At 60.0% G+C, this 18369-nt stretch carries 16 protein-coding genes; all 16 read right to left on the bottom strand.

The annotated features are described in order from the left end of the window. Window positions 1-41: 41 nt before the first annotated feature. The gene (gene panB, locus B5V00_RS06065; RefSeq protein ID WP_085009875.1) at window positions 42-848 is read right to left on the bottom strand and encodes a 3-methyl-2-oxobutanoate hydroxymethyltransferase; all 807 of its coding nucleotides are present in this window, start codon (window positions 846-848) and stop codon (window positions 42-44) included. A 701-nt stretch (window positions 849-1549) separates the two neighbouring features. Beyond that, the gene (locus tag B5V00_RS06060; RefSeq protein ID WP_085009874.1) at window positions 1550-2146 is read right to left on the bottom strand and encodes a flavin reductase family protein; all 597 of its coding nucleotides are present in this window, start codon (window positions 2144-2146) and stop codon (window positions 1550-1552) included. 180 nt (window positions 2147-2326) lie between these two features. Further along, window positions 2327-7036: an NAD-glutamate dehydrogenase domain-containing protein gene (locus tag B5V00_RS06055; RefSeq protein WP_085009873.1), complete on the bottom strand. Its 4710-nt coding sequence runs from the start codon at window positions 7034-7036 to the stop codon at window positions 2327-2329. Window positions 7037-7207: 171 nt separating this feature from the next. Further along, a complete protein-coding gene (locus B5V00_RS06050; protein WP_085009872.1) occupies window positions 7208-8101 on the bottom strand; it encodes a peptidylprolyl isomerase in 894 nt (297 codons plus the stop codon). Between the two features lie 49 nt (window positions 8102-8150). Further along, window positions 8151-8948 (bottom strand): 16S rRNA (adenine(1518)-N(6)/adenine(1519)-N(6))-dimethyltransferase RsmA, encoded by a 798-nt coding sequence (gene rsmA, locus B5V00_RS06045; RefSeq protein ID WP_085009871.1) that lies wholly within the window; start codon window positions 8946-8948, stop codon window positions 8151-8153. Then, window positions 8948-9427 carry a DUF2062 domain-containing protein gene (locus B5V00_RS06040; RefSeq protein WP_085009870.1) on the bottom strand — a complete coding sequence of 160 codons (480 nt, stop codon included), beginning with the start codon at window positions 9425-9427 and terminating at the stop codon, window positions 8948-8950. Before B5V00_RS06040 ends, rsmA begins: the two co-directional genes overlap by 1 nt. 7 nt (window positions 9428-9434) lie before the next feature. Further along, window positions 9435-10454: a tRNA (adenosine(37)-N6)-threonylcarbamoyltransferase complex transferase subunit TsaD gene (gene tsaD / locus B5V00_RS06035; RefSeq protein WP_085009869.1), complete on the bottom strand. Its 1020-nt coding sequence runs from the start codon at window positions 10452-10454 to the stop codon at window positions 9435-9437. A gap of 102 nt (window positions 10455-10556) precedes the next feature. Further along, window positions 10557-11873, bottom strand: coding sequence for a PhoH family protein (locus tag B5V00_RS06030; protein WP_085009868.1), 1317 nt, complete (start codon window positions 11871-11873; stop codon window positions 10557-10559). A 74-nt stretch (window positions 11874-11947) separates the two neighbouring features. Then, window positions 11948-12226: a hypothetical protein gene (locus tag B5V00_RS06025; RefSeq protein ID WP_085009867.1), complete on the bottom strand. Its 279-nt coding sequence runs from the start codon at window positions 12224-12226 to the stop codon at window positions 11948-11950. Window positions 12227-12239: 13 nt separating this feature from the next. Next, the gene (locus B5V00_RS06020) at window positions 12240-13403 is read right to left on the bottom strand and encodes an aminotransferase class V-fold PLP-dependent enzyme (RefSeq protein WP_085009866.1); all 1164 of its coding nucleotides are present in this window, start codon (window positions 13401-13403) and stop codon (window positions 12240-12242) included. 103 nt (window positions 13404-13506) lie between these two features. Next, window positions 13507-14451, bottom strand: a complete 945-nt coding sequence (locus tag B5V00_RS06015) for an SPASM domain-containing protein (protein WP_085009865.1) — start codon at window positions 14449-14451, stop codon at window positions 13507-13509. Window positions 14452-14478: 27 nt separating this feature from the next. Next, window positions 14479-15483, bottom strand: coding sequence for a GeoRSP system radical SAM/SPASM protein (locus tag B5V00_RS06010; RefSeq protein ID WP_085009864.1), 1005 nt, complete (start codon window positions 15481-15483; stop codon window positions 14479-14481). Next, a complete protein-coding gene (pqqD, locus tag B5V00_RS06005) occupies window positions 15476-15790 on the bottom strand; it encodes a pyrroloquinoline quinone biosynthesis peptide chaperone PqqD (RefSeq protein WP_172399636.1) in 315 nt (104 codons plus the stop codon). The genes B5V00_RS06010 and pqqD overlap by 8 nt, the downstream gene beginning before the upstream one ends. Window positions 15791-15809: 19 nt before the next feature. Continuing rightward, window positions 15810-16883 (bottom strand): YedE family putative selenium transporter, encoded by a 1074-nt coding sequence (gene yedE, locus B5V00_RS06000; RefSeq protein WP_085009862.1) that lies wholly within the window; start codon window positions 16881-16883, stop codon window positions 15810-15812. 4 nt (window positions 16884-16887) lie between these two features. Then, window positions 16888-17439: a hypothetical protein gene (locus B5V00_RS05995; protein WP_245803916.1), complete on the bottom strand. Its 552-nt coding sequence runs from the start codon at window positions 17437-17439 to the stop codon at window positions 16888-16890. A gap of 4 nt (window positions 17440-17443) precedes the next feature. Then, window positions 17444-18346 (bottom strand): PhnD/SsuA/transferrin family substrate-binding protein, encoded by a 903-nt coding sequence (locus B5V00_RS05990; RefSeq protein ID WP_085009861.1) that lies wholly within the window; start codon window positions 18344-18346, stop codon window positions 17444-17446. Window positions 18347-18369: the final 23 nt, after the last annotated feature.

Raw genomic sequence — 18369 nt, 5'->3', positions numbered from 1 at the left:
GGTTTTAAACCTTTTGCCTCGTACCTTTTGCCTCGTACCTCTCATTTAAAACTATGCTCAGGCCCCGGGAAGGCGCCGCTCTTGACCTCGTCGATATAGTCACGGATACCGCCGCGGATCAGGGTGGCGGCATCGGCGTAGCGTTTGACGAACTTGGGCGAATACTTTTCGCACAGGCCGAGGATATCATGGATCACCAGCACCTGGCCGTCACAATCGATCCCGGCGCCGATACCGATGGTGGGAATCTCGACGGCGGCGGTAATCTCTTTGGCCAGCGAGGCCGGAATCGCTTCAAGCACCATGGCGCAGGCACCGGCCTGTTCGACGGCACGGGCGTCGGCAAGCAGTTTTTCGGCCTGCTCGGCCTGCTTGCCCTGGACCCGGTACCCCCCCATGCGATGAATCGACTGCGGGGTCAGACCGATGTGGCCGACCACCGGGATGTCGATATCAACCAGGGCGTGAATGGTCTCGGCCATGTTGGTCCCGCCCTCCAGCTTGACCGCCTGGGCCCCGCCTTCCTTGATCAGTCGCCCGGCATTGCGGCGGGCTTCGGCAAGGTCGACCTGGTAGGAGAGGAAGGGCATGTCGGCCACCACCAGCGCCTTCTCGCTGCCGCGCGCCACGGCGCGGGTATGGTAGACCATTTCGTCCATGGTCACCGGCAGGGTGGTGTCGTAACCGGCCACCACCGAGCCGACCGAATCGCCGACCAGGATAACGTCGACCCCCTCAGCGTCCATCAGGCGGGCGAAGGGATAGTCGTAAGCGGTCAGGACGGTAATCTTTTCACCCTCGCGTTTCATGCGTTGCAGATCAAGAATCGTCGTCTGTTTCCTGCTCATGGTATCAACTCCAAAGGCGAAATCGGCTAAGGGCCAAAGGCTAAGGGCCAAAGGCTAAGGGGCAAAGGCTAAGGGCCAAGGGCCAAGGGCCAAGGGCCAAGGGCTAAGGGGCAAGGGCTAAGGGGCAAGGGCTAAGGGGCAAGGGCTGTGGGAGTTCCCCTTTAGCCTTTAGCCGCTCCTGGTTTTTTCCTTTAGCCGCTCCTGGTTTTTTCCTTTAGCCGCTCCTGGTTTTTTCCTTCAGCCACCTCTCAACTCCAAACAACAAACGCCCTTCGGCAGGGCCGAAAGGCGCAACAACGGCAACCACGAACAATCCGTGACCGCAAAATGCTTGTGCCTTCCGTCCCGGTCCGTAGATCCAGGCGGTATGTTGTCAAACAAAAACCCGCGACCTGTTCGGCTCCAGAGCCTGTTCCGGGCCCGTCGCGGGTTTCAAAAAGCGTTTTAGTCTATATCACAACGACTTTTTTCAAGTCCAGAAGAAATTTGATATCCGGAGATATTTTGTATACGCAATCGGATGTCTCGATTCAGCAAATGAAATCGACCCCTTGGAAGGTTGTTGAAAAAGTCGTCCCCGGGCTGAGCAAAAATATCCAGAGGCAGGGCGACCGTAACCCCACGGAACAAGGCATAGCGGAAGGCAGGTCATTGACGCGGGGTGAGGGCAACACCGCGGATGGACGTTTTTCCTCAGACTGTCAGTCCTTTCTGTCAGGATCCTCCGGCACCAGTTGCCGGCCGTCATGATAGGCCGTGGCGATCTTCTCTCCCAGCGACCAGTATTCCCGGACCCCGCCGAGGTAGACCAGCGGATCAAAGGGGGGCACCGAGAGTTTTTCCTGTTCATCGAAAGCGCTCTCGGCGGCGTGAATATCGAGGATTTCTCCCAGCAGCAGCCGATAGTCGCCCAGTTCAATTTCTCTGGCCAGTCGGCATTCGACATTGAGAGGAGACTCTTCAATCAGCGGAGCCTGTTGATGAAGCCCGGGAGTCAGGCTCAGACCGGAGACGGCAAGCTTGTCACAATCCCGCCCCGAGCGGATACCGCAGAAATCAGCCGCGACGGCCAGGTCGGCCGGAACCGCGTTGACGGTAAAACAGCCGGTCTGGCGGATATTGGCGTAACTGAGGCGTCCCTTGTTCAGGGAGATGGCCATGGTCGGCGGTGTTTTGCTGACAATGCCGACCCAGGACGCGGTCATGACATTGACCAGACCCTGGTGATCGACACTGCTGATCAGGGTGGTCGGTTGCGGAAAGAAGGTGACACAGGGGCCCAGTTGACGTTTCTGCATTAATTTTACCTCCGCCGGAATCAGGCTCGATGCTTTCGCAAAAAAGCATCAAGTGTGTTGGCCAAGCAAAAAGCGCCAGCAGCAAGGCGCGCGATTGTCAAGCAATGAGGCGTACTTACGTACGTTGAAGCAGTGAGACAAACGCAGTAACGCAGCTGCTGGTGAGTTTTTGCGACGCCATCAGGCCTCGTTCAGCAGCCGGTTGATGCTGCCGACCAGGACCATGAAAGGATGCAGATTGTCGGGGACCGCCGCGCCGAGACGTTTGCGCTGGGCCCGGTAGGTCTGCATCAGGGAGCGCCGGGCGTTGAAGAATTCGGCGGTCCGCCCCCCGTACTGCTGCAGCACCTTGCGGGCAATCTGGCTGACATGAGCATCGATCTGGGTACGCAGCGCCTCCCGACCGAGGCGCCCCCAGCGATCCTTCACCGCAACCCTGGAAAGACAGTCGAGCAGTGGATCGAGATCGAGTTTCTTCCGCACCGCGCGGTAGCAGTCAACGACCTCGGGCAGCGGCCTCTTCGCCTCTCCCGCCAGAACCACAACCGGCAGAAAATGATCGAGATCGGTCAGCATGGTCAGGCCTGCCGCGACCTCGGGCGGCATGTCCTCGACCTCAACCAGCAGCGTCCCGGTTCCGGATAGAGAGGCACAGTACTCCTCGAACTGCCTGCGAAGAGCGGTGATCCGCCGCCGGCTGTAGACAATCGGGAAACCGACGGCCAGTGCCGTCCGACAGAGTTCGGCGATATGACTCTCCAGCAGCCGCAGCAGCTGGTGCTGCTGTTCGGCCGTCATGCGGTTGTCACGGCTGTAGACCCAGTCCCGAACATTGTCGGCCTGCAGCAGCCGGTCAAAGAACAGGTAGGTTCGGGCGATGGCGACCAGGCCCGCCCCGGTACCACGAACCAGGCGGTCGCAGAAACAGGCCCCGGCCTGGTCGACAATCCTGTTGGTCACCACGGTGGCGATGATCTCCCGCGCCAGCGGATGTCCCGCCAGTTCTTTACCGAAACGTTTCTGCATCAGCGGCGGGAAATAGCTTTTCAGATCGTCTCCCGCCAGTTCATCTTCCGGCAGATCACTTTCCAGCAGCGCCTGGTAGAGCTGCATCTTGGCGTAGGCAAGCAGAATCGACAACTCCGGCCTCGTCAGGCTGCGGTCGGCCCGCGCCATCACCTGCTTGGCACTCGGCAGGCCCTCCCCCTTGCGATCAAGCAGACCGGCATCGGTCAGGCGGTCGGCAAGATCGAGAAAGGGGCCGGCATCCTCTCCGCAACGCTCCAGGTCCATGCTCAGGCAGAGGCTCTGGGTGTAGTTGTTTTTCAGCACCAGCCGGCAGACATCGTCGGTGACCTCTGCCAGCAGACGATCCCGCTGCTGCTCATCCTTGAGTTTGCCTTCGGCGATCAGATGATGGAGGAAAATCTTCAGGTTGACTTCATGGTCGGAGCAGTCGACTCCGGCCGAATTGTCGATGGCGTCAGTGTTCAGCCGCCCGCCGCCGAGGGCATATTCAATCCGCGCTTTCTGGGTCATGCCGAGGTTACCCCCTTCACCAATCACCCGGGCGCGCAACTGGGTGGCGTCAATCCGCAGGGCGTCATTGGCGCGGTCGCCGGCATCACTGTGCTTTTCATCCGAAGCCTTGACATAAGTGCCGATGCCGCCGTTCCAGAGCAGGTCGACCGGTGCCGCCAGCAACAGGCTGATCAGCCCGTTGGGGTCGATTGAATCGTGCTTGACCCCCAGCCATTTCCGGACTTCGGGTGAAAGCGGAATATCCTTGGCGCTGCGGCTGAAGACGCCGCCGCCCCGACTGATCAATTGCGGATTGTAATCCTCCCAGGATGAACGCGGCAGCTCGAACAGCCGTTTGCGTTCAGCCCAGGAAACTTCAGGATCGGGGTCCGGATCGAGAAAAATATGCAGGTGATTGAAGGCGGCCAGCAATTTGAGTTTTTTCGACAGCAACATGCCGTTGCCGAAAACATCCCCCCCCATGTCGCCGATACCGACCACGGTCACCGGTTCGGACTGGATGTCGGTTCCCAGTTCGCGAAAATGGCGTTTGACGCACTCCCAGGCGCCTCGCGCGGTAATGCCGAGTTTCTTGTGGTCGTAGCCCCTGGAACCACCGCTGGCAAAGGCGTCTCCGAGCCAGAAACCGTAATCACAGCTGATCGCGTTGGCGGTGTCGGGAAGGTGAGCGGTGCCCTTGTCGGCGGCCACCACAAGATAGGGATCTTCGCCGTCATAGGCGACGATTCCCCGCGGACGCACCACCCTGGTGCCGACCCGGTTGTCACACAGGTCAAGCAGACCACGCATCAGCGTCTGGTAGGCCGCCTTCGACAACGCCCCACCCTCTTCCCGGTTGCTGAACGGTGTCTTGACGATGAAGCCGCCCTTGGAACCGACCGGTACAATGAGCGCGTTCTTGGTCATCTGGGTCTTCATCAGGCCGAGGATCTCGGTGCGGAAGTCATCCGGCCGATCGGACCAGCGGATACCGCCGCGGGCGACCTTGCCGCCGCGCAGGTGGATGCCCTCCATCTTCGCGCTGTGAACATAGGTTTCGTAGAGAGGGCGCGGCGCCGGCATGTCGATGATGCCGATGGCGCTGATCTTGAACGCCAGGAAATAGTCCTCGGCATCACGACGCAGAAAGAAATTGCTGCGGATGGTCGAATCGATCAGGTTGAACATGATCCGCAGGATTTCATCTTCGTTGGGGTCCTGCACCTGCTGCAGAGCGGCGATCAACTCCATGCGGATCGGCGAGAGCGCCTGTTCTTCCCGTTCGAGGGGATCCTGCCAACGTTCATCGGGCTTGAACCGGGCCTCGAAATAATTGTAAAGCAGTGCTGCCACCTGCGGATTGTTGATCAGCGAGAAGGCCACCCGCCGCTTACTGTAGGGAGAACCCAGCTGAAAATAGTAATTTCGATAGGCACGGAAAAGGTCGATCTGTTTCCAGTCGAGGCCGGAGAGAACCAGCAGTCGATTCAGGTAGTCGTTCTCCAGGTCACCCCGGCGCAGAGCGGTCAGGGCGGCGACCAGTTTGTCGCGCAGCGGTGAGAGCGGCAGGCTTCCCGCGCCGCCGCGGATGGCAAAGCTCTTGATGAAGACTTCGCGCTGATCGACAACCAGGCTGAAATCAACCTCGTCGATGACATTGACACCGAGATTTTCCAGAAACGGCATCAACTCGTTGAGATAGCTCTGCCGAAGGCTGTAGAACTGCAGGCGGAAAAACTCCTCCGGGTCGCGCAACGGCCCCCACAGGGCAAAGGAATCTTCGCCATCGATGAAGAGCTGCTCTATGGCCTGGATGTCGCGCAGGGCGAAGCGCGGGTGAGTCAGGTGACGGTATTCAATCGGGAATGCGTCCCGATAGCGTTCCAGCAACTGATCTCGTCGACAGGCATCGAAACGTCGATCGAGCAGGTCTTCCAGACACAGATCCCAGGGGCGGGCGAGACGCGTCAACCCGCGCTCCAGCCTGCCGGCATCGAAGGCGATGTCGAAATCGTCCTTCTGGATGCTGACATGCAGGCTGAGGTAGGACTTGGCCATGTGAATAACGCGTGTTACGACGCCGGCGGCGCTGAAAAAGCGTTTGAGATACTTCTCCATACGACTCATGTTCTGCGGCGTGTAGAAATCACGCGGCATGATCATCATCAGCGTCAGCCCGCGTACCGCCAGGCTGTGAGCCGGGACAACCTTGACCGAGGCGTGGCGGTACAACTGGGTGAACGAGCGGACCAGGCAGAACAACTCCTCGTCAGCCATGAAAAACATCTCGGTTTTGGGGAAGGAATTGAAGATCTCGGTAATCTTACGGTAATCATGGCTGCCGGCGGGGATACAGAGCTGGTCGAAGGCCTGTGCCATCCGGTTCTTCAGCGCGGGAATGCCGAGGGTCGGCTTCTCCAGCTCTTCGGGAACAAAAAGGCCAAGGAAAACATGCTCGACCGACCCGTCCCGGCAACCGACATAGACCAGGGGTTCATCACGAAAGATGGGACTGCGGCGGTCGCTTTCCTCCACCACTTCGGCCGTCGGGCGATGGATTCTGCTCTGGAAGCGTCCCGGAAGCTCACTCAGGGAGAGGGATTCGCCACTGCGGACCTGAACCATTTTCCACGGAATGCCGAGAGCGCTGTCGGCTTCTTCAAGCACCTCCATGGCATCACCACTGCCGGAAAGCCTCAGTCTTTTATATGACAGAGGCAGAAACGCTCCCTGCTCAAGCCAGGACCAGAAATCATGATTGGCGGTACGGCAATGACCGACGGCATTGAGCTGCTGCCGCAGCTTCTGATCATCGGCCGCAACCTGCAGAACCAGTTCAAGCCGGCGCCGCACCTCCTTCAGCAGTTCAGGAATGTCACGACAGCCGATATCTTCCAGTTCAATGACGATCAGTGATTCAGCATCGCCACCCCGGCCCGCGGGACCGAGACGCACGATCTCTCCCCCCTCACGGTGAACCGAGATGATCGGGTGACAGACAACCTGGAAACGAACTCCGAGACGGGAAAGACAGAGTTGAACGGTGTGCAGCAGGTAGGGAACATCGGGGGTATTGGTCACCAGGAAAGAACGGTCTCCCGGAGCCAGCGAGAAACAGTCCACCATCACCCGGGAGTCCCGCCGGGCGAGAAAACGGTCAAACTGCTCAACCCATTCCGCCAGGCGGTCGGTTGTCGGGGCGACAAAGAAACTCAGCGGAGTGTGATCCCGCAGGATCCCGGCGAGGGCTCGCAACTGGTCGGCCCGCTCCGGCTGGCGCTGGCAGAGCAGCATCAGGGCGGTGGAAATTTTCTCTTCGATCTGCTGTTGCGGCAGACGATGTCCTTGTGAATCAACGATAGTCTTCATGATCTGCTCCCGGCGGGATGAAGGGCGTAGACAAACATACTGGCTGGATAATTACCAGTCATTTTGGGAGTTTAGATCATGAGTGGAGCATTGACAAGCAGGTCGGATAAAAAAAGACTCCGGGGAGACGGCGACGAGCCGCCTCCCCGGATGAAAGGAGGCCGGGTTCGCTCAATCCACAGCGATGTTCAGTTCGATCACCGCCTTGTCGCGCAGCTGCTCAACCCAGGCGCGCAATTTTTCCGCTCCCGCCTGCCCCTGCAGAAAACGAACGATCTGCGGACGAGCTTCCTCGAGGCTCATCCGCTGGTCTTCCTCACGGTCGAGGACCATGATCAGGTGGAAACCGAACTGGGTTTCAACCGGGGCGCCGACTTCACCGACCGGTTGCGAAAAAGCCGCCTGCTCGAACTCGGCGACCATGTCACCACGGCGGAAATAACCGAGATCACCGCCGCCGGTGGCGCTCGGGCAGTCGGAACTGCGTCGGGCCAGGTCGGCAAAGTTGTCGGCCGTTGCCTGCTGCCGCAGCTGCTCGATCTTTTCCCGCGCCTGATCCCGCTCAGTTGCAGGGGCCTTGACCAGGATGTGGCAGGCGCGCACCCTGCCCCGGCGAATCATCTGCTCCGGATGCTCCCGGTAAAAGGATTCGACCGCGTCCAGGTCCGGCTCAGGAAGGCCCATGATCTGCTGTTCGGAGAACTGGTTGACGGTCACATCCTGGCGCAGCATACGGCGATAGGATTCACTATCAAGCCCGGCCTTGGCCAGGGTTGCGGCAAACTCCTCTTCACTGGGGAAGTTGGCAACAATCTTCTGCCGCTCCTCTTCGATGGTCTGTTCATCAGCGACGAAACCGCCGGCCATCGCTTCCTGGAATATCAACTCACGGGCAACCAGCTTTTCGAGAGCGAAATCCTCGGCCTCCCGGAGCTGGTCGGCATCGAGCTGGTCCATGGTCTTGCGGTGCTGTTCCATGGCATAGCCCTGGATAGCATTATCCAGGTCAAATCGATTGATGGGGGTGCCGTTGACACGGGCGACGACCTGTTCGGTTGAACTCATAAATAACAACTCCTGAAAAGAGGGAAGCCTGGACGGAAACGCGTCTGTCTCAGGCCTGAAGATTACGGGTCAAACGGGCGAACTCCTCAAGCTCGAGGGTTTCTCCGCGACGGGTCGGCAGAATGTCGCTGCGCTGCAGGGCGGCATCAAGCACTCCGGCTTCAAAACCAGCCGCGAGCAAACTGTTGCGCAGGGTTTTCCGGCGCTGAACAAAGGCTCCCTTGACCACCCGCAGAAACAGTTCCGGCTGGTCGACAACCACCCGCGGTTCGGGCAACGGATCGAACCGCAGCACCACCGAATCAACTTTGGGAGCCGGTCGAAACGCCTGGGGCGGAACCTTGACAACCCGGCGAATATCGAACCACTGTCGGCAAAGCACCGACAGGATGCCATAATCACGGCAGCCCGGCGCGGCGCGCAGACGCTCACCGACCTCTTTCTGGAACATCAGCACCAGTCGGGAAAACAGCTGCCGGTGATCGAGAATTTTGAAGATGACCTGGCTGGAAATATTGTACGGCAGATTGGCAACCAGCTTGACCGGCGCGGGTTCAAGCAACTGCGGCCAGTCGAGCTTGAGGGCGTCTCCGGCCAGAACCCGCAGGTTGGGCTCCGGCCGCTGCTGCCAACGCTGCAGCAGGTCGCGATCCAGTTCCATGATCAGGACCTCGCCGGCGGCCCGCAGCAGTCCATCGGTCAGGGCACCGAGCCCGGGACCGATCTCCAGAACCCGGTCGGTGGCCGTGATTTCGGCGGCGGCCAGGATTTCTCCCACCACATGGCGATCACGCAGAAAATTCTGGCCGAACCGCTTCTTGGCACGGTGGCCTTGATTGACAGACATCAGGATGTGGGCTTTCTCGGCCAGCGGGGCACCCGTAGACGCTTGGCCATCGGAGCGAGTTTGAGACAGAGATAATAGGCGGCAAACCAGCTGAATACGGTCCATACCAGGCTGCCGACACAGAGCGGCAGAATCACCTGCCATCCAAGGTTGCTGAGAGTGGCAAAAGTCAGTTCATGCGGCAGGGAAACAAAGTCCATGCCGAGCATGGTGCGACCGGTTTCATATTCAAGGGCATAGATAAACGGCGCGGTCAGCGGGTTGGTGATCCAGACCCCGAGGATGGCGGCAACCTTGCTCTCCTTGAGAACCCAGGCCCAGAATGCGGCGATCACCATCTGGAAACCGAAGGTCGGGGTCATACCGATGGCGATGCCGAGGGCAACCCCGCGGCTGATCTCATTCGGCGTCCCCTGCAGCCTGACAAAACGAATCAGGAGCAGTTTGAGCAGTCTGACAAACCCCCACCTGCGATACATCAGCCCCTCATGCCATCATTGGTGCAGCCTGGTCCAGCGGCCAGACCGGCACGGCATTCAAATCAAGTGATGCCCGCGCACCGTTGCGCAGGTAATAGTCTCCGGCGACACCGAGCATCGCGGCATTATCCCCGCACAGAGCCGGGCTCGGGAAATCGACCCTCATCCCGCGCGCTCCGCTCTCGGCGGCAAAACGGCGACGCAGGCCGCTGTTGCAGGCGACTCCTCCGGCAACCACGATGCGTTCCAGGTTCTCTTCTTCGGCCGCCCGCAACGTCTTGGCGGTCAGGACTTCGACCACCGCCGCCTGGAATCCGGCCGCAACATCCCGGACCTGCCGCTCGCTCAGGGCGCCGGTGCTGCGAACATGATTCATCACCGAGGTTTTGATGCCGCTGAAGCTGAAGTCGAGGTTGTCCCGGTTCAGCATCGGTCGCGGAAAACGGATCGCCCGCGGATCGCCTTCGCTGGCCAGACGGTCAATCACTGCGCCGCCGGGATAGCCGAGCCCAAGCAGTTTGGCGACCTTGTCGAACGCTTCACCGGCGGCATCATCCAGAGTCCGGCCGAGAATCCTGTAGCGTCCGATACCGTCGACCCGGTAAAGGTGGGTATGCCCGCCGGAAACAGCAAGAGCCAGGTAGGGAAAAGCAATCTCACGCTCTAGCAGCGGCGACAGGATATGCCCTTCGATGTGATGCACCCCGATCAGCGGCAACCGCCGCGACCAGGCCAGCGCCTTGGCAACCGAGACCCCGATCAGCAACGCGCCGACCAGCCCGGGACCGCGGGTAACCACCAGCCCTTCAATATCGTCCAGCCGGCAGCCGGCCTCCTCAAGCGCCTGGTCAATCACCGGGCTGATCGCCTCAAGGTGTTGGCGCGAGGCGATCTCGGGCACCACGCCGCCGTAGCGGGCATGAACATCGATCTGCGTGGCTATGACGCTGGACAGCGGCTCGCGTCCGTCACGGACAACGGCGGCGGCGGTCTCATCGCATGAACTTTCGATACAGAGCAACAGCATGGCAAGTCAAGGTATCCGGCAATCAGCAGTCAGACATGAGCAGCGGCGCCAACCAGGGGGGACGCTGACAAGGATTCTTCAGACACCTGACCACCGGCAGATTCATAACAGGTTCGCCGCCAATTCCGCCAGGCAGGAACGTTCTCCCTTCTGCAGGGTGATATGCCCGGCAACATCCTGGTCTTTAAACTTTTCCACCACGTAGGTCAAACCATTACTGGACGAATCGACATACGGATTATCTATCTGGTAGGGGTCTCCGGTAAGAACAACCTTGGTCCCTTCCCCGGCACGGGTGACGATGGTCTTGATTTCGTGGGGGGTCAGGTTCTGCGATTCATCGACGATAAGGTACTGGTTGGGAATCGAGCGACCGCGGATATAGGTCAGCGCCTCGATTTCCAGGAGACCCATATCGACCAGTTCACGATAACCGCGCTTCCGCTTGCCCTCTTCGTCCACCGAACCGAGCAGCAACTCGATATTGTCGAAGATCGGCTGCATCCAGGGGGCCAGCTTCTCCTCGATATCTCCGGGCAGAAAACCGAGATCACGGCCAAGCGGAAAAACCGGACGGGAAACCAGCAGTCGGTTGTAGTGATCCTCGTCGGCCGCCATGTGCAGGCCGGCCGCCAGAGCCAGCAGGGTTTTACCGGTACCGGCCATGCCGATCAGGCTGACCAGCTGGATATCATCATTGAGCAGCAGGTCGAAAGCGAACTGTTGCTCACGATTGCGCGGGTGAATGCCCCAGAGACCTTCCTTGGGCGTGGGAATCAGGGCGACAAGACGATTGAGCGGACACTGGTAACGGGCCAGTGCGGTGTGCGAGGGGTTGCTTTCATCCACCAGGGTCACGAACTGGTTGGCACGGCACTCACAGTCGATTTCGAGAAATCCGCGGGCATAGAAATCATCGACCTGATCCTTGCCGACCAGGATTTCAGTGGCACCGGTATAGAGTTCATCGATGGACACCTTGTCCGATTCGTAATCCTCGGCCGTCAAGCCGATGGCGTCGGCCTTGATGCGCAGGTTGGTGTCCTTGGTGACAAAGACAACCGGACCGTCAAGCCGCTCCTTGAATTTCAGCGCCACAGCGAGAATACGGTTGTCCCCCCGGTCGCTGCGCAACTCTGGCGGCAGCCGGTTGAGGGCCTCTTCCGTGTAGAGTTCAACCGTCAGGTTGCCCCCGGATTCGAGCGGCACCCCCTCGGTAAGGCTGTGGTCCTTACGGAGCGCATCAAGAAAACGTGAGAACTGGCGGGCATTTCTACCTGTTTCATTGAGATTCTTCTTGAAACCGTCAATCTCCTCGATGACGGTAATCGGAATCGCCAGGTTGTTGTCTTCAAACTTGAAAATGGCCTGCGGATCATGCAGCAGAACATTGGTGTCGAGAATATAGGTTTTTTTCATCGATTCCGATTCTCCGAGGGTTGCAACCGAACCAGAGGCCCCGAACTCACCGGGGTGAACAACCGGGGCTGACTTCAGCGATCGTAATCCACCACTTCAAGACCATCCGAAGTGGCAAGGATTTTCAGGTGAACGGGATAATTCTTGCCGGGAATATTGCGTTTACTCTTGAGCACCACCTCGCCGTCCCGATTGAGCGCGTTGAGTACCTGCTCGGGAGATTCCTCGATCACGTAGTCGTTGTAGATCCGGGTCTTCATCAGCTCGGCACGGGTGACCGGTTTGTCAGGCGGCAACGAGCAGGCGGCAAAAACCAGCAGCAACAGGGGCAATATCCAGAAGACTTTTCGCATCGGCATGACTCCTTTATTCTTTATCGTTGCGGGCTGACGGATCACCCAGGAGGGCAACCGCAGTCAGCAGCTTCTCAACCTGTTCCGGACGGGTGAAGATGCCGGGACTGACCCGGACCGTCCCTCCCGGAAACGACCCGAGGCTGCGATGAGCATCGGGGGCGCAGTGCAGCCCGACCCGGACACAGATGCCGAACTGCTGTTCAAGACGGTAACCGACTTCAGCCGCATCCATGCCGTCAAGATTGAAGGACACGACATTGCCGCGCCGCTCTCCCCGCGCCGGGCCGTAGAGGGTGACGCCGGGAACAGCTTCAAGCCCGGCGAGCAAGCGGTCCACCAGCTCATTGAGCCTGGCTTCGAGCCGCTCCGGACCCTGCTGCTGAAGATATTCGACGCCGGCCCGCAGACCGGCCAGGCCGGGAACATTCAACGTCCCGGCCTCCAGACGCTCGGGCAGATCTTCGGGCATGGTCCGCATGGTCGAATTGATGCCCGTTCCGCCGTAAAGCAGCGGCTCCAGCCGCAGTTCCGGGTCGACATAGAGAAACCCGGTGCCGGCCGGGCCGAGCAGCCCCTTGTGTCCGGGGACAGCCAGCAGATGAACCCCGAGGCGGGCGACTGACAGCGGCAGGTGACCGGCGCTCTGAGCGGCATCCACCAGGGTCAGGATGCCATGGTCCCGGCACCAGGGGATGATTGTCTCCAGCGGCTGGATGGAACCGCTGACATTGGAACAGTGGCCGATGGCGAGCAGCCGGGTCGGAACCCGGCAGGCACGCTGCAGTTCGCTGACGTCGACAATGCCGTCACGACCGGTCACCACCTGTTCGACCTCGATGCCGCGCTGCTGCAGGGCATACAGCGGCCGCATCAGGGCATTATGCTCCATGCTGGTGGTCACAACCCGGTCGCCCGGCTGCAGCAGACCGAACAGCGCCAGGTTGATTCCCTCGGTGGCACCCGATGTAAATACAATACGGGCGGCATCCTCAACAGCAAAAAAACGCGCCAGTGTTTCGCGCGTTTCCAGAACCTCACGACCGGCGTCGAGAGAAAAACGATGGCCGCCGCGACCGGGGTTGCCTCCCGCGTGCCGCATGGCGCGTTCGACGGCACGATAGACCGATTCGGGTTTAGGGAATGATGTCGCCGCGTTATCGAGATAAATACTCATCGGTTTGCATCATAATGGATTTGCCGCGCCCTGACCATTGGAAAAACGCAAAAATATCGAATTCGGAAAACCGGAATTTCGACAGTCGCGAAACAGATTCCGATCACAAATCTCTGCGACCGGAACACATCAGATCTCGTCCCCGGCCTTCATCATCTTCAGACGAAAAAGCACGCGACAGTCCCCGGCATCCGGCCAGACAGCGGGCGTAGACACGACAACCATTGCACGCGTCGGGTTGACGCGCGATGTCATCCCGTATGGAACGACGCAGATCCCCTTGCCAGAGATCGGTGAGCGCGGCATCAAACAAGGCCCCCAGCGGCTGGTTCCAGGACGAACAGGGATAGAGAATACCGGCGGCATCGAGATGCCCGAGGCTGTTGCCGGCCTGACAGCCGCTGTAGTGGTCGCGACGTTGACCGGGACAGAGGATCTCCCACAGAAAGAGATCATGAACCACCAGCCCGGACGGAATCGGCGGTCGGGGGTCGATCCTCTCCCAGAACCCGGCAAAAGATTCCAGATCTTCGGCCCGCAGCAGCCGAGGGCCGGGATCCTCACCGGCAAAATCGGTCAACGGCACGTTCGGCAGAAGCACCTGATCCACAGCCAGGTCGGTCGCCAGCAGGAATAAATCGGGCAGCAACCTGATCGAGGAACGCAGCGGCAGCAACTGCAGGCCGGGAAAGCAGCCTGCCTCGCGCAGCGATTGGACATGCCCCTCAATCCCCCGCCAGTCGGGAACGACATCCCCTGGAGAGGGCCCCAGATCGAGCAACACCCGCGCCGGCGGCTGGCCGGTCACGGGCAACAGATCCCTGTCGTCAGCGGTGACAACCAGACTGACCTGCATGCCGCGCCCGGCAAGAATCCCGAGAATTTCCTTCAGCACCGGACATCTGAGAGGGTGACCGGTCAGGGTCAGTTCAAAGAGCCCGGCCTCGACCAGCCGTTCGGCGAGCAGGATCTGTCGCGCCGGGGCGAGACGGTCATCAAGGAACCAGGTCATGCGCAATGGCGCGTCGAGATGATCGAGAGCTGTCATATCAAGACATCAGGTTCGCCGTCCCGATCATTTCCAGCAATGAGGATCGGGCTCGGAGAAGTCACCGGTGGTGGCAAAGGCGCGGGCCGTACAGCCGCCGAGGCAGTCACCGTAGGACGAGCAGCCGGCGCATTTGCCCTTCGCCTCCTTGTTCCGCATTTTCTGCAGCACATCGGAACCGTTCCAGATTTCGTCGAAATCCTGGTTGAGAATATTTCCCACCACCAACGGAATAAACCCGCAGGGAGTGATATCTCCGTTCGGCCGCAGGTGCAGGGAGAGTTTGCCGCAGCTGCTCCCCTTGACCAGGGGGTCGGCATCGTAACCGGGCAGAGAAGCGATCACCGGATCGTCGAAGGAAATCGCCGGAGCCTCAGTGCTGTTCTTGACCTCAAGTGCCTCAAGATAAAAGGCTTTCCATTCTCCCGGGTCAAGGTCGAGTTCTTCACGATTCTTGAAACCGCGGCCGCTGCACTTGAAGTTATGCAGGTAGACCTGGCTGACATCATGCTCCCGGGCAAGGTCGAGGATATCCCGGAAATTCCGGTAATTGATGCGCGAAATCACCGCGCTCATGGTGGTGCGGATACCGGCCCGGCGCAGGTGGTCGAGGGCGGCAACGGCCCGCGCGAAGGAACCGGGCATGCAGCGGAAATCATCGTGCAGGGACGCCTCAGCACTGTCGATACTGATGCCGACGCTCTTGAATCCGGCCGCGGCCAGCCGGGACGCATTGTCCGCATCGACGAGCCAGCCGTTGGAGTTCATCGACACATTCAGCCCCTGTTCAGCGGCATAGGCGGCGATCTCGAACAGGTCCTCCCGAATCAGCGGCTCACCACCACCGAAATTGATGAACGGGATCTTCTTGGCTGCCAGGATGTCGACGATACGTTTGATATCGGCGGTCCCCAGCTCGGCCGCCTGCTCTTCGCGACTGTAGCAGTGACTGCAGCTGAAATTACAGCGGTAGGAGAGGGTCCAGTTGAATGTCAGCGGCGCCGAAAGCAGGCCCATCTTTGCATCAGCCATCGATCAGCCACCCCCGCTGTTCAAGGTCGGCGACAAAGTCGCGGACATCCTGTTCCAGTTCACCCCGGTCGACCTCATATTCGCCCGCCAGCTCATTGATAATCTGCTCCAGGCTGCGCTCTCCGTCGCAACGCAACCAGATTTCCCCACCAAGCAGATTGAGCTGATGCATGGTTCCCTGGTGGACCAGGATCACCGTCCCGCCGTCGGAGATATCCTCGCCCTGCTGCTGAGCGGCCAGGAGTTCCCGCTCCCGTCCGGTTTCATGCCGCCAGACAATAGCTGTATGACGTTGTGGTCTGTTCACGATCGCTCCTTCCATCAATTCAGGCTTCCGCCACCCGCTCTCTCCAGAGCAGCGAATTGGCGGCGACAAAAGCCAGGCCGACCAGGACGGCAACCTTGCCGTAAAGAGGAACACCAGCCGCCGTGCCGGCCAGGCCCCAGGCCTGCACCAGCCCTCCACCAAGCAGCATGCCGATCACCACCAGCCCGGCGTCGGCATCCCCCTCCCCGGCCTTGATCAACTGGCGGAAAGGACAGCCACCGATCAGGACCGACAACCAGCCGACCAGCAGCATGCCGAGAAAACTCCAGCCATAGTCAAGATGAGCACCGGGCTGGCCGTAGAATCCGGGATGGAAGCGCCCGGCAGCCAGGTTGGTGCCGACAGCAGCCAGGATGAAGGCGGCCAGTCCCCAGATCAGGGGAGTACGCCGCCCCATGAGAAAGGTGTCGCGGACACTGCCGGTGATACAGAACCGGCTGCGCTGGGCCAGACCGCCGAGCAGCAGACCGGCGCCGAGGGAAAACAGCAGCGGAGCATGCTGGGCCCCACTGCCGCGGGTTGAAAAGAGGATGAACCCGGGCTGCAGCAAAAGCAGAACCAGCAGCAGCAGGAAAAACAGCGGTACCCAGAGGCCGCTCGCCCCGCGCGGATCCTGACGCCCCCCACCGAGATGGATGCCCCCGGCCAACCCTTTCAGACCGAACCAGACACCGACAACCAGACCGGCCAATCCGCTCAGAACAGTCAGGTCACCGGCCGTCAGGCGGAGAAACAGCTTGATCGGACAACCGATAAAAACACCGCAGCCGATCATCAGGAAGACCCCGGAAAGAAACCGCAGCAACGGGGCACTGCCCCCGCGGGAACGAAATTCACGGCCGGCCGCTGCGCTGAAAACGGCGCCGAGAACAAAACCGATCAGTTCCGGCCGCAGATACTGCATCCGCTGGTTGCCGTGCAGCCCCAGGGCCCCGGCAGTGTTTTCCAGGAAACAGGAGATGCAGATCCCTGAATTCTGCGGATTGCCGAGTACGGCCAGGCCGACCCCGATCAGTCCGAGCAGGCCACCGGCAACAACGACAATCCAGAAATGGCGGTCAAAAACGGGCATAATTCTATTCGCATCCTCCCGCCAGGCGGCTCTGCAGATAGTGAAGGTTGCTCAGGACCCGTTTCAGAGTCGCGTTGTCGGGATGGGTTCGAGCCCTCTCGGAAAAGCTGGGGAGTTGCCTGCTGACCAGCTGGTTGATCTCGTTCCAGGCGGAAAAGGGCCCCTGCCTGTCGGCAAAATCGCCGTTGAGCCTGACACCATCGACATAATTGGCCACGGCTTCTTCGACAGCGTCCAGCTGCAGCAGGATGCGTCCCTTGATAATGAAGCCGTAACCTTCACCGGGGTAGCGCCGGCTGATTTCCTCCAGCTTGAGCAGCGCCTGCTGGCGGGCGCCGGACTTTTCCAGGTCCAGCACCGGCCGATAGAGATCCTGCAGGAAATCAATCCGGGCACGGTAGGCGACGTCCTGCTCCAACTGGCGGTTGAGCTCACTGCGCGCGGCGGCATCGCCGCCACCGCCGGCGGTCAACAGCAACGCCGCGGCGCCGAAGACGGCCAGCAGCAGCACCAGGACGTGCCAACGGTCAAAATGATCCTGCAACAACCGGCTCACCTCTCTAGAACTCCTGGTAAGGCGGCATGTTGGCCCGTTTGGCCATGCCGCGCAGGATATCGTAATCGCTGTCGAGCAACTGTTCGAAGCCGTCAACCCAGGCGGACTTGAGAACCTTCACCTGTTCGCCGTTGTAGTCAACGGTGTCCTCGGGCGTAAGCGAGACCAGGGCCTCCCGGAACCGTTTCACCAGGTCGGGATCAACCCCTTTGGCGGCACCGAAGGTGCAGTAGGGAAAGATCGGGCTCTGGGCCACGATCTGAAAATCATCGGCAGAAATCTTGCCTTCGCGGGTCATGACCTCAAGGTCAAGCGCCGGGGCGGCGGCGACATCATAGGCACCGAAATAGACGGCGTAGATCAGCTTCTCATGCTTGAAGGACCCGTGCGGGATGGCGTAATAGGAAAGATCCGTTTCCGGGTCGATACCGGCCTTGAGCATCAGGTCGTACTGGGCCAGGTATCCTGACGGAGCGAGCTGGGGCCCGAAAATCATCCGCTTCCCTTTCAGGTCGGCCAGGGTGCGGATACCGCTGTCCTTGCGGGAAATAATGGTTCCGGCGGTCCGCGCTCCGAACTGGCCGCGCTTTTCTGTGGCCACCAGCTGCAGATCATGGTCCTGGCGCAGGATCAGGTACAACAGGGAATTGGTGTGAGTAAAGGCAAACTCTTCTTTCTTGAAGCGATCCTCGAAATCCTGGGTGTCCACCGGCACCATCTCGAACCGGACACCAACTTTCTCGCTCAGATAGCGTGTCAACGGGGCAAACCGCAGACGGGTTTCCTGCTCACTGTTGCAGTTCATGTAACCGATCTTGTAGACCGGTCCCTGGTCGGCAGTCTGCTGGCAACCGCTCAGCAGGATGCTGCAGAGCAGGCCGAAAAGACAAAAAATGATGTTTCGCATAAAGAAAACAATCCTCACTCAGC

The organism is Geothermobacter hydrogeniphilus, assembly GCF_002093115.1.
In the GTDB taxonomy this organism is placed as follows: domain Bacteria; phylum Desulfobacterota; class Desulfuromonadia; order Desulfuromonadales; family Geothermobacteraceae; genus Geothermobacter_A; species Geothermobacter_A hydrogeniphilus.
The sequence above is the reverse complement of the archived record's forward strand: the minus strand, read 5'-3'. Positions and strand labels throughout refer to the sequence as shown.

Bases quoted from the DNA above. Each gene is read 5' to 3' on its own strand.
- B5V00_RS06010 (WP_085009864.1), bottom strand. From the start codon at position 15,483: ATGGCTGATGCAAAGATGGGCCTGCTTTCGGCGCCGCTGACATTCAAC.
- yedE (WP_085009862.1), bottom strand. From the start codon at position 16,883: ATGCCCGTTTTTGACCGCCATTTCTGGATTGTCGTTGTTGCCGGTGGC.
- tsaD (WP_085009869.1), bottom strand. From the start codon at position 10,454: ATGCTGTTGCTCTGTATCGAAAGTTCATGCGATGAGACCGCCGCCGCC.
- B5V00_RS06025 (WP_085009867.1), bottom strand. From the start codon at position 12,226: ATGCGAAAAGTCTTCTGGATATTGCCCCTGTTGCTGCTGGTTTTTGCC.
- B5V00_RS06055 (WP_085009873.1), bottom strand. From the start codon at position 7,036: ATGAAGACTATCGTTGATTCACAAGGACATCGTCTGCCGCAACAGCAG.
- B5V00_RS06015 (WP_085009865.1), bottom strand. From the start codon at position 14,451: ATGACAGCTCTCGATCATCTCGACGCGCCATTGCGCATGACCTGGTTC.
- B5V00_RS06020 (WP_085009866.1), bottom strand. From the start codon at position 13,403: ATGAGTATTTATCTCGATAACGCGGCGACATCATTCCCTAAACCCGAA.
- panB (WP_085009875.1), bottom strand. From the start codon at position 848: ATGAGCAGGAAACAGACGACGATTCTTGATCTGCAACGCATGAAACGC.
- B5V00_RS06050 (WP_085009872.1), bottom strand. From the start codon at position 8,101: ATGAGTTCAACCGAACAGGTCGTCGCCCGTGTCAACGGCACCCCCATC.
- B5V00_RS06060 (WP_085009874.1), bottom strand. From the start codon at position 2,146: ATGCAGAAACGTCAACTGGGCCCCTGTGTCACCTTCTTTCCGCAACCG.
- B5V00_RS06040 (WP_085009870.1), bottom strand. From the start codon at position 9,427: ATGTATCGCAGGTGGGGGTTTGTCAGACTGCTCAAACTGCTCCTGATT.
- B5V00_RS06030 (WP_085009868.1), bottom strand. From the start codon at position 11,873: ATGAAAAAAACCTATATTCTCGACACCAATGTTCTGCTGCATGATCCG.
- rsmA (WP_085009871.1), bottom strand. From the start codon at position 8,948: ATGTCTGTCAATCAAGGCCACCGTGCCAAGAAGCGGTTCGGCCAGAAT.
- B5V00_RS05990 (WP_085009861.1), bottom strand. From the start codon at position 18,346: ATGCGAAACATCATTTTTTGTCTTTTCGGCCTGCTCTGCAGCATCCTG.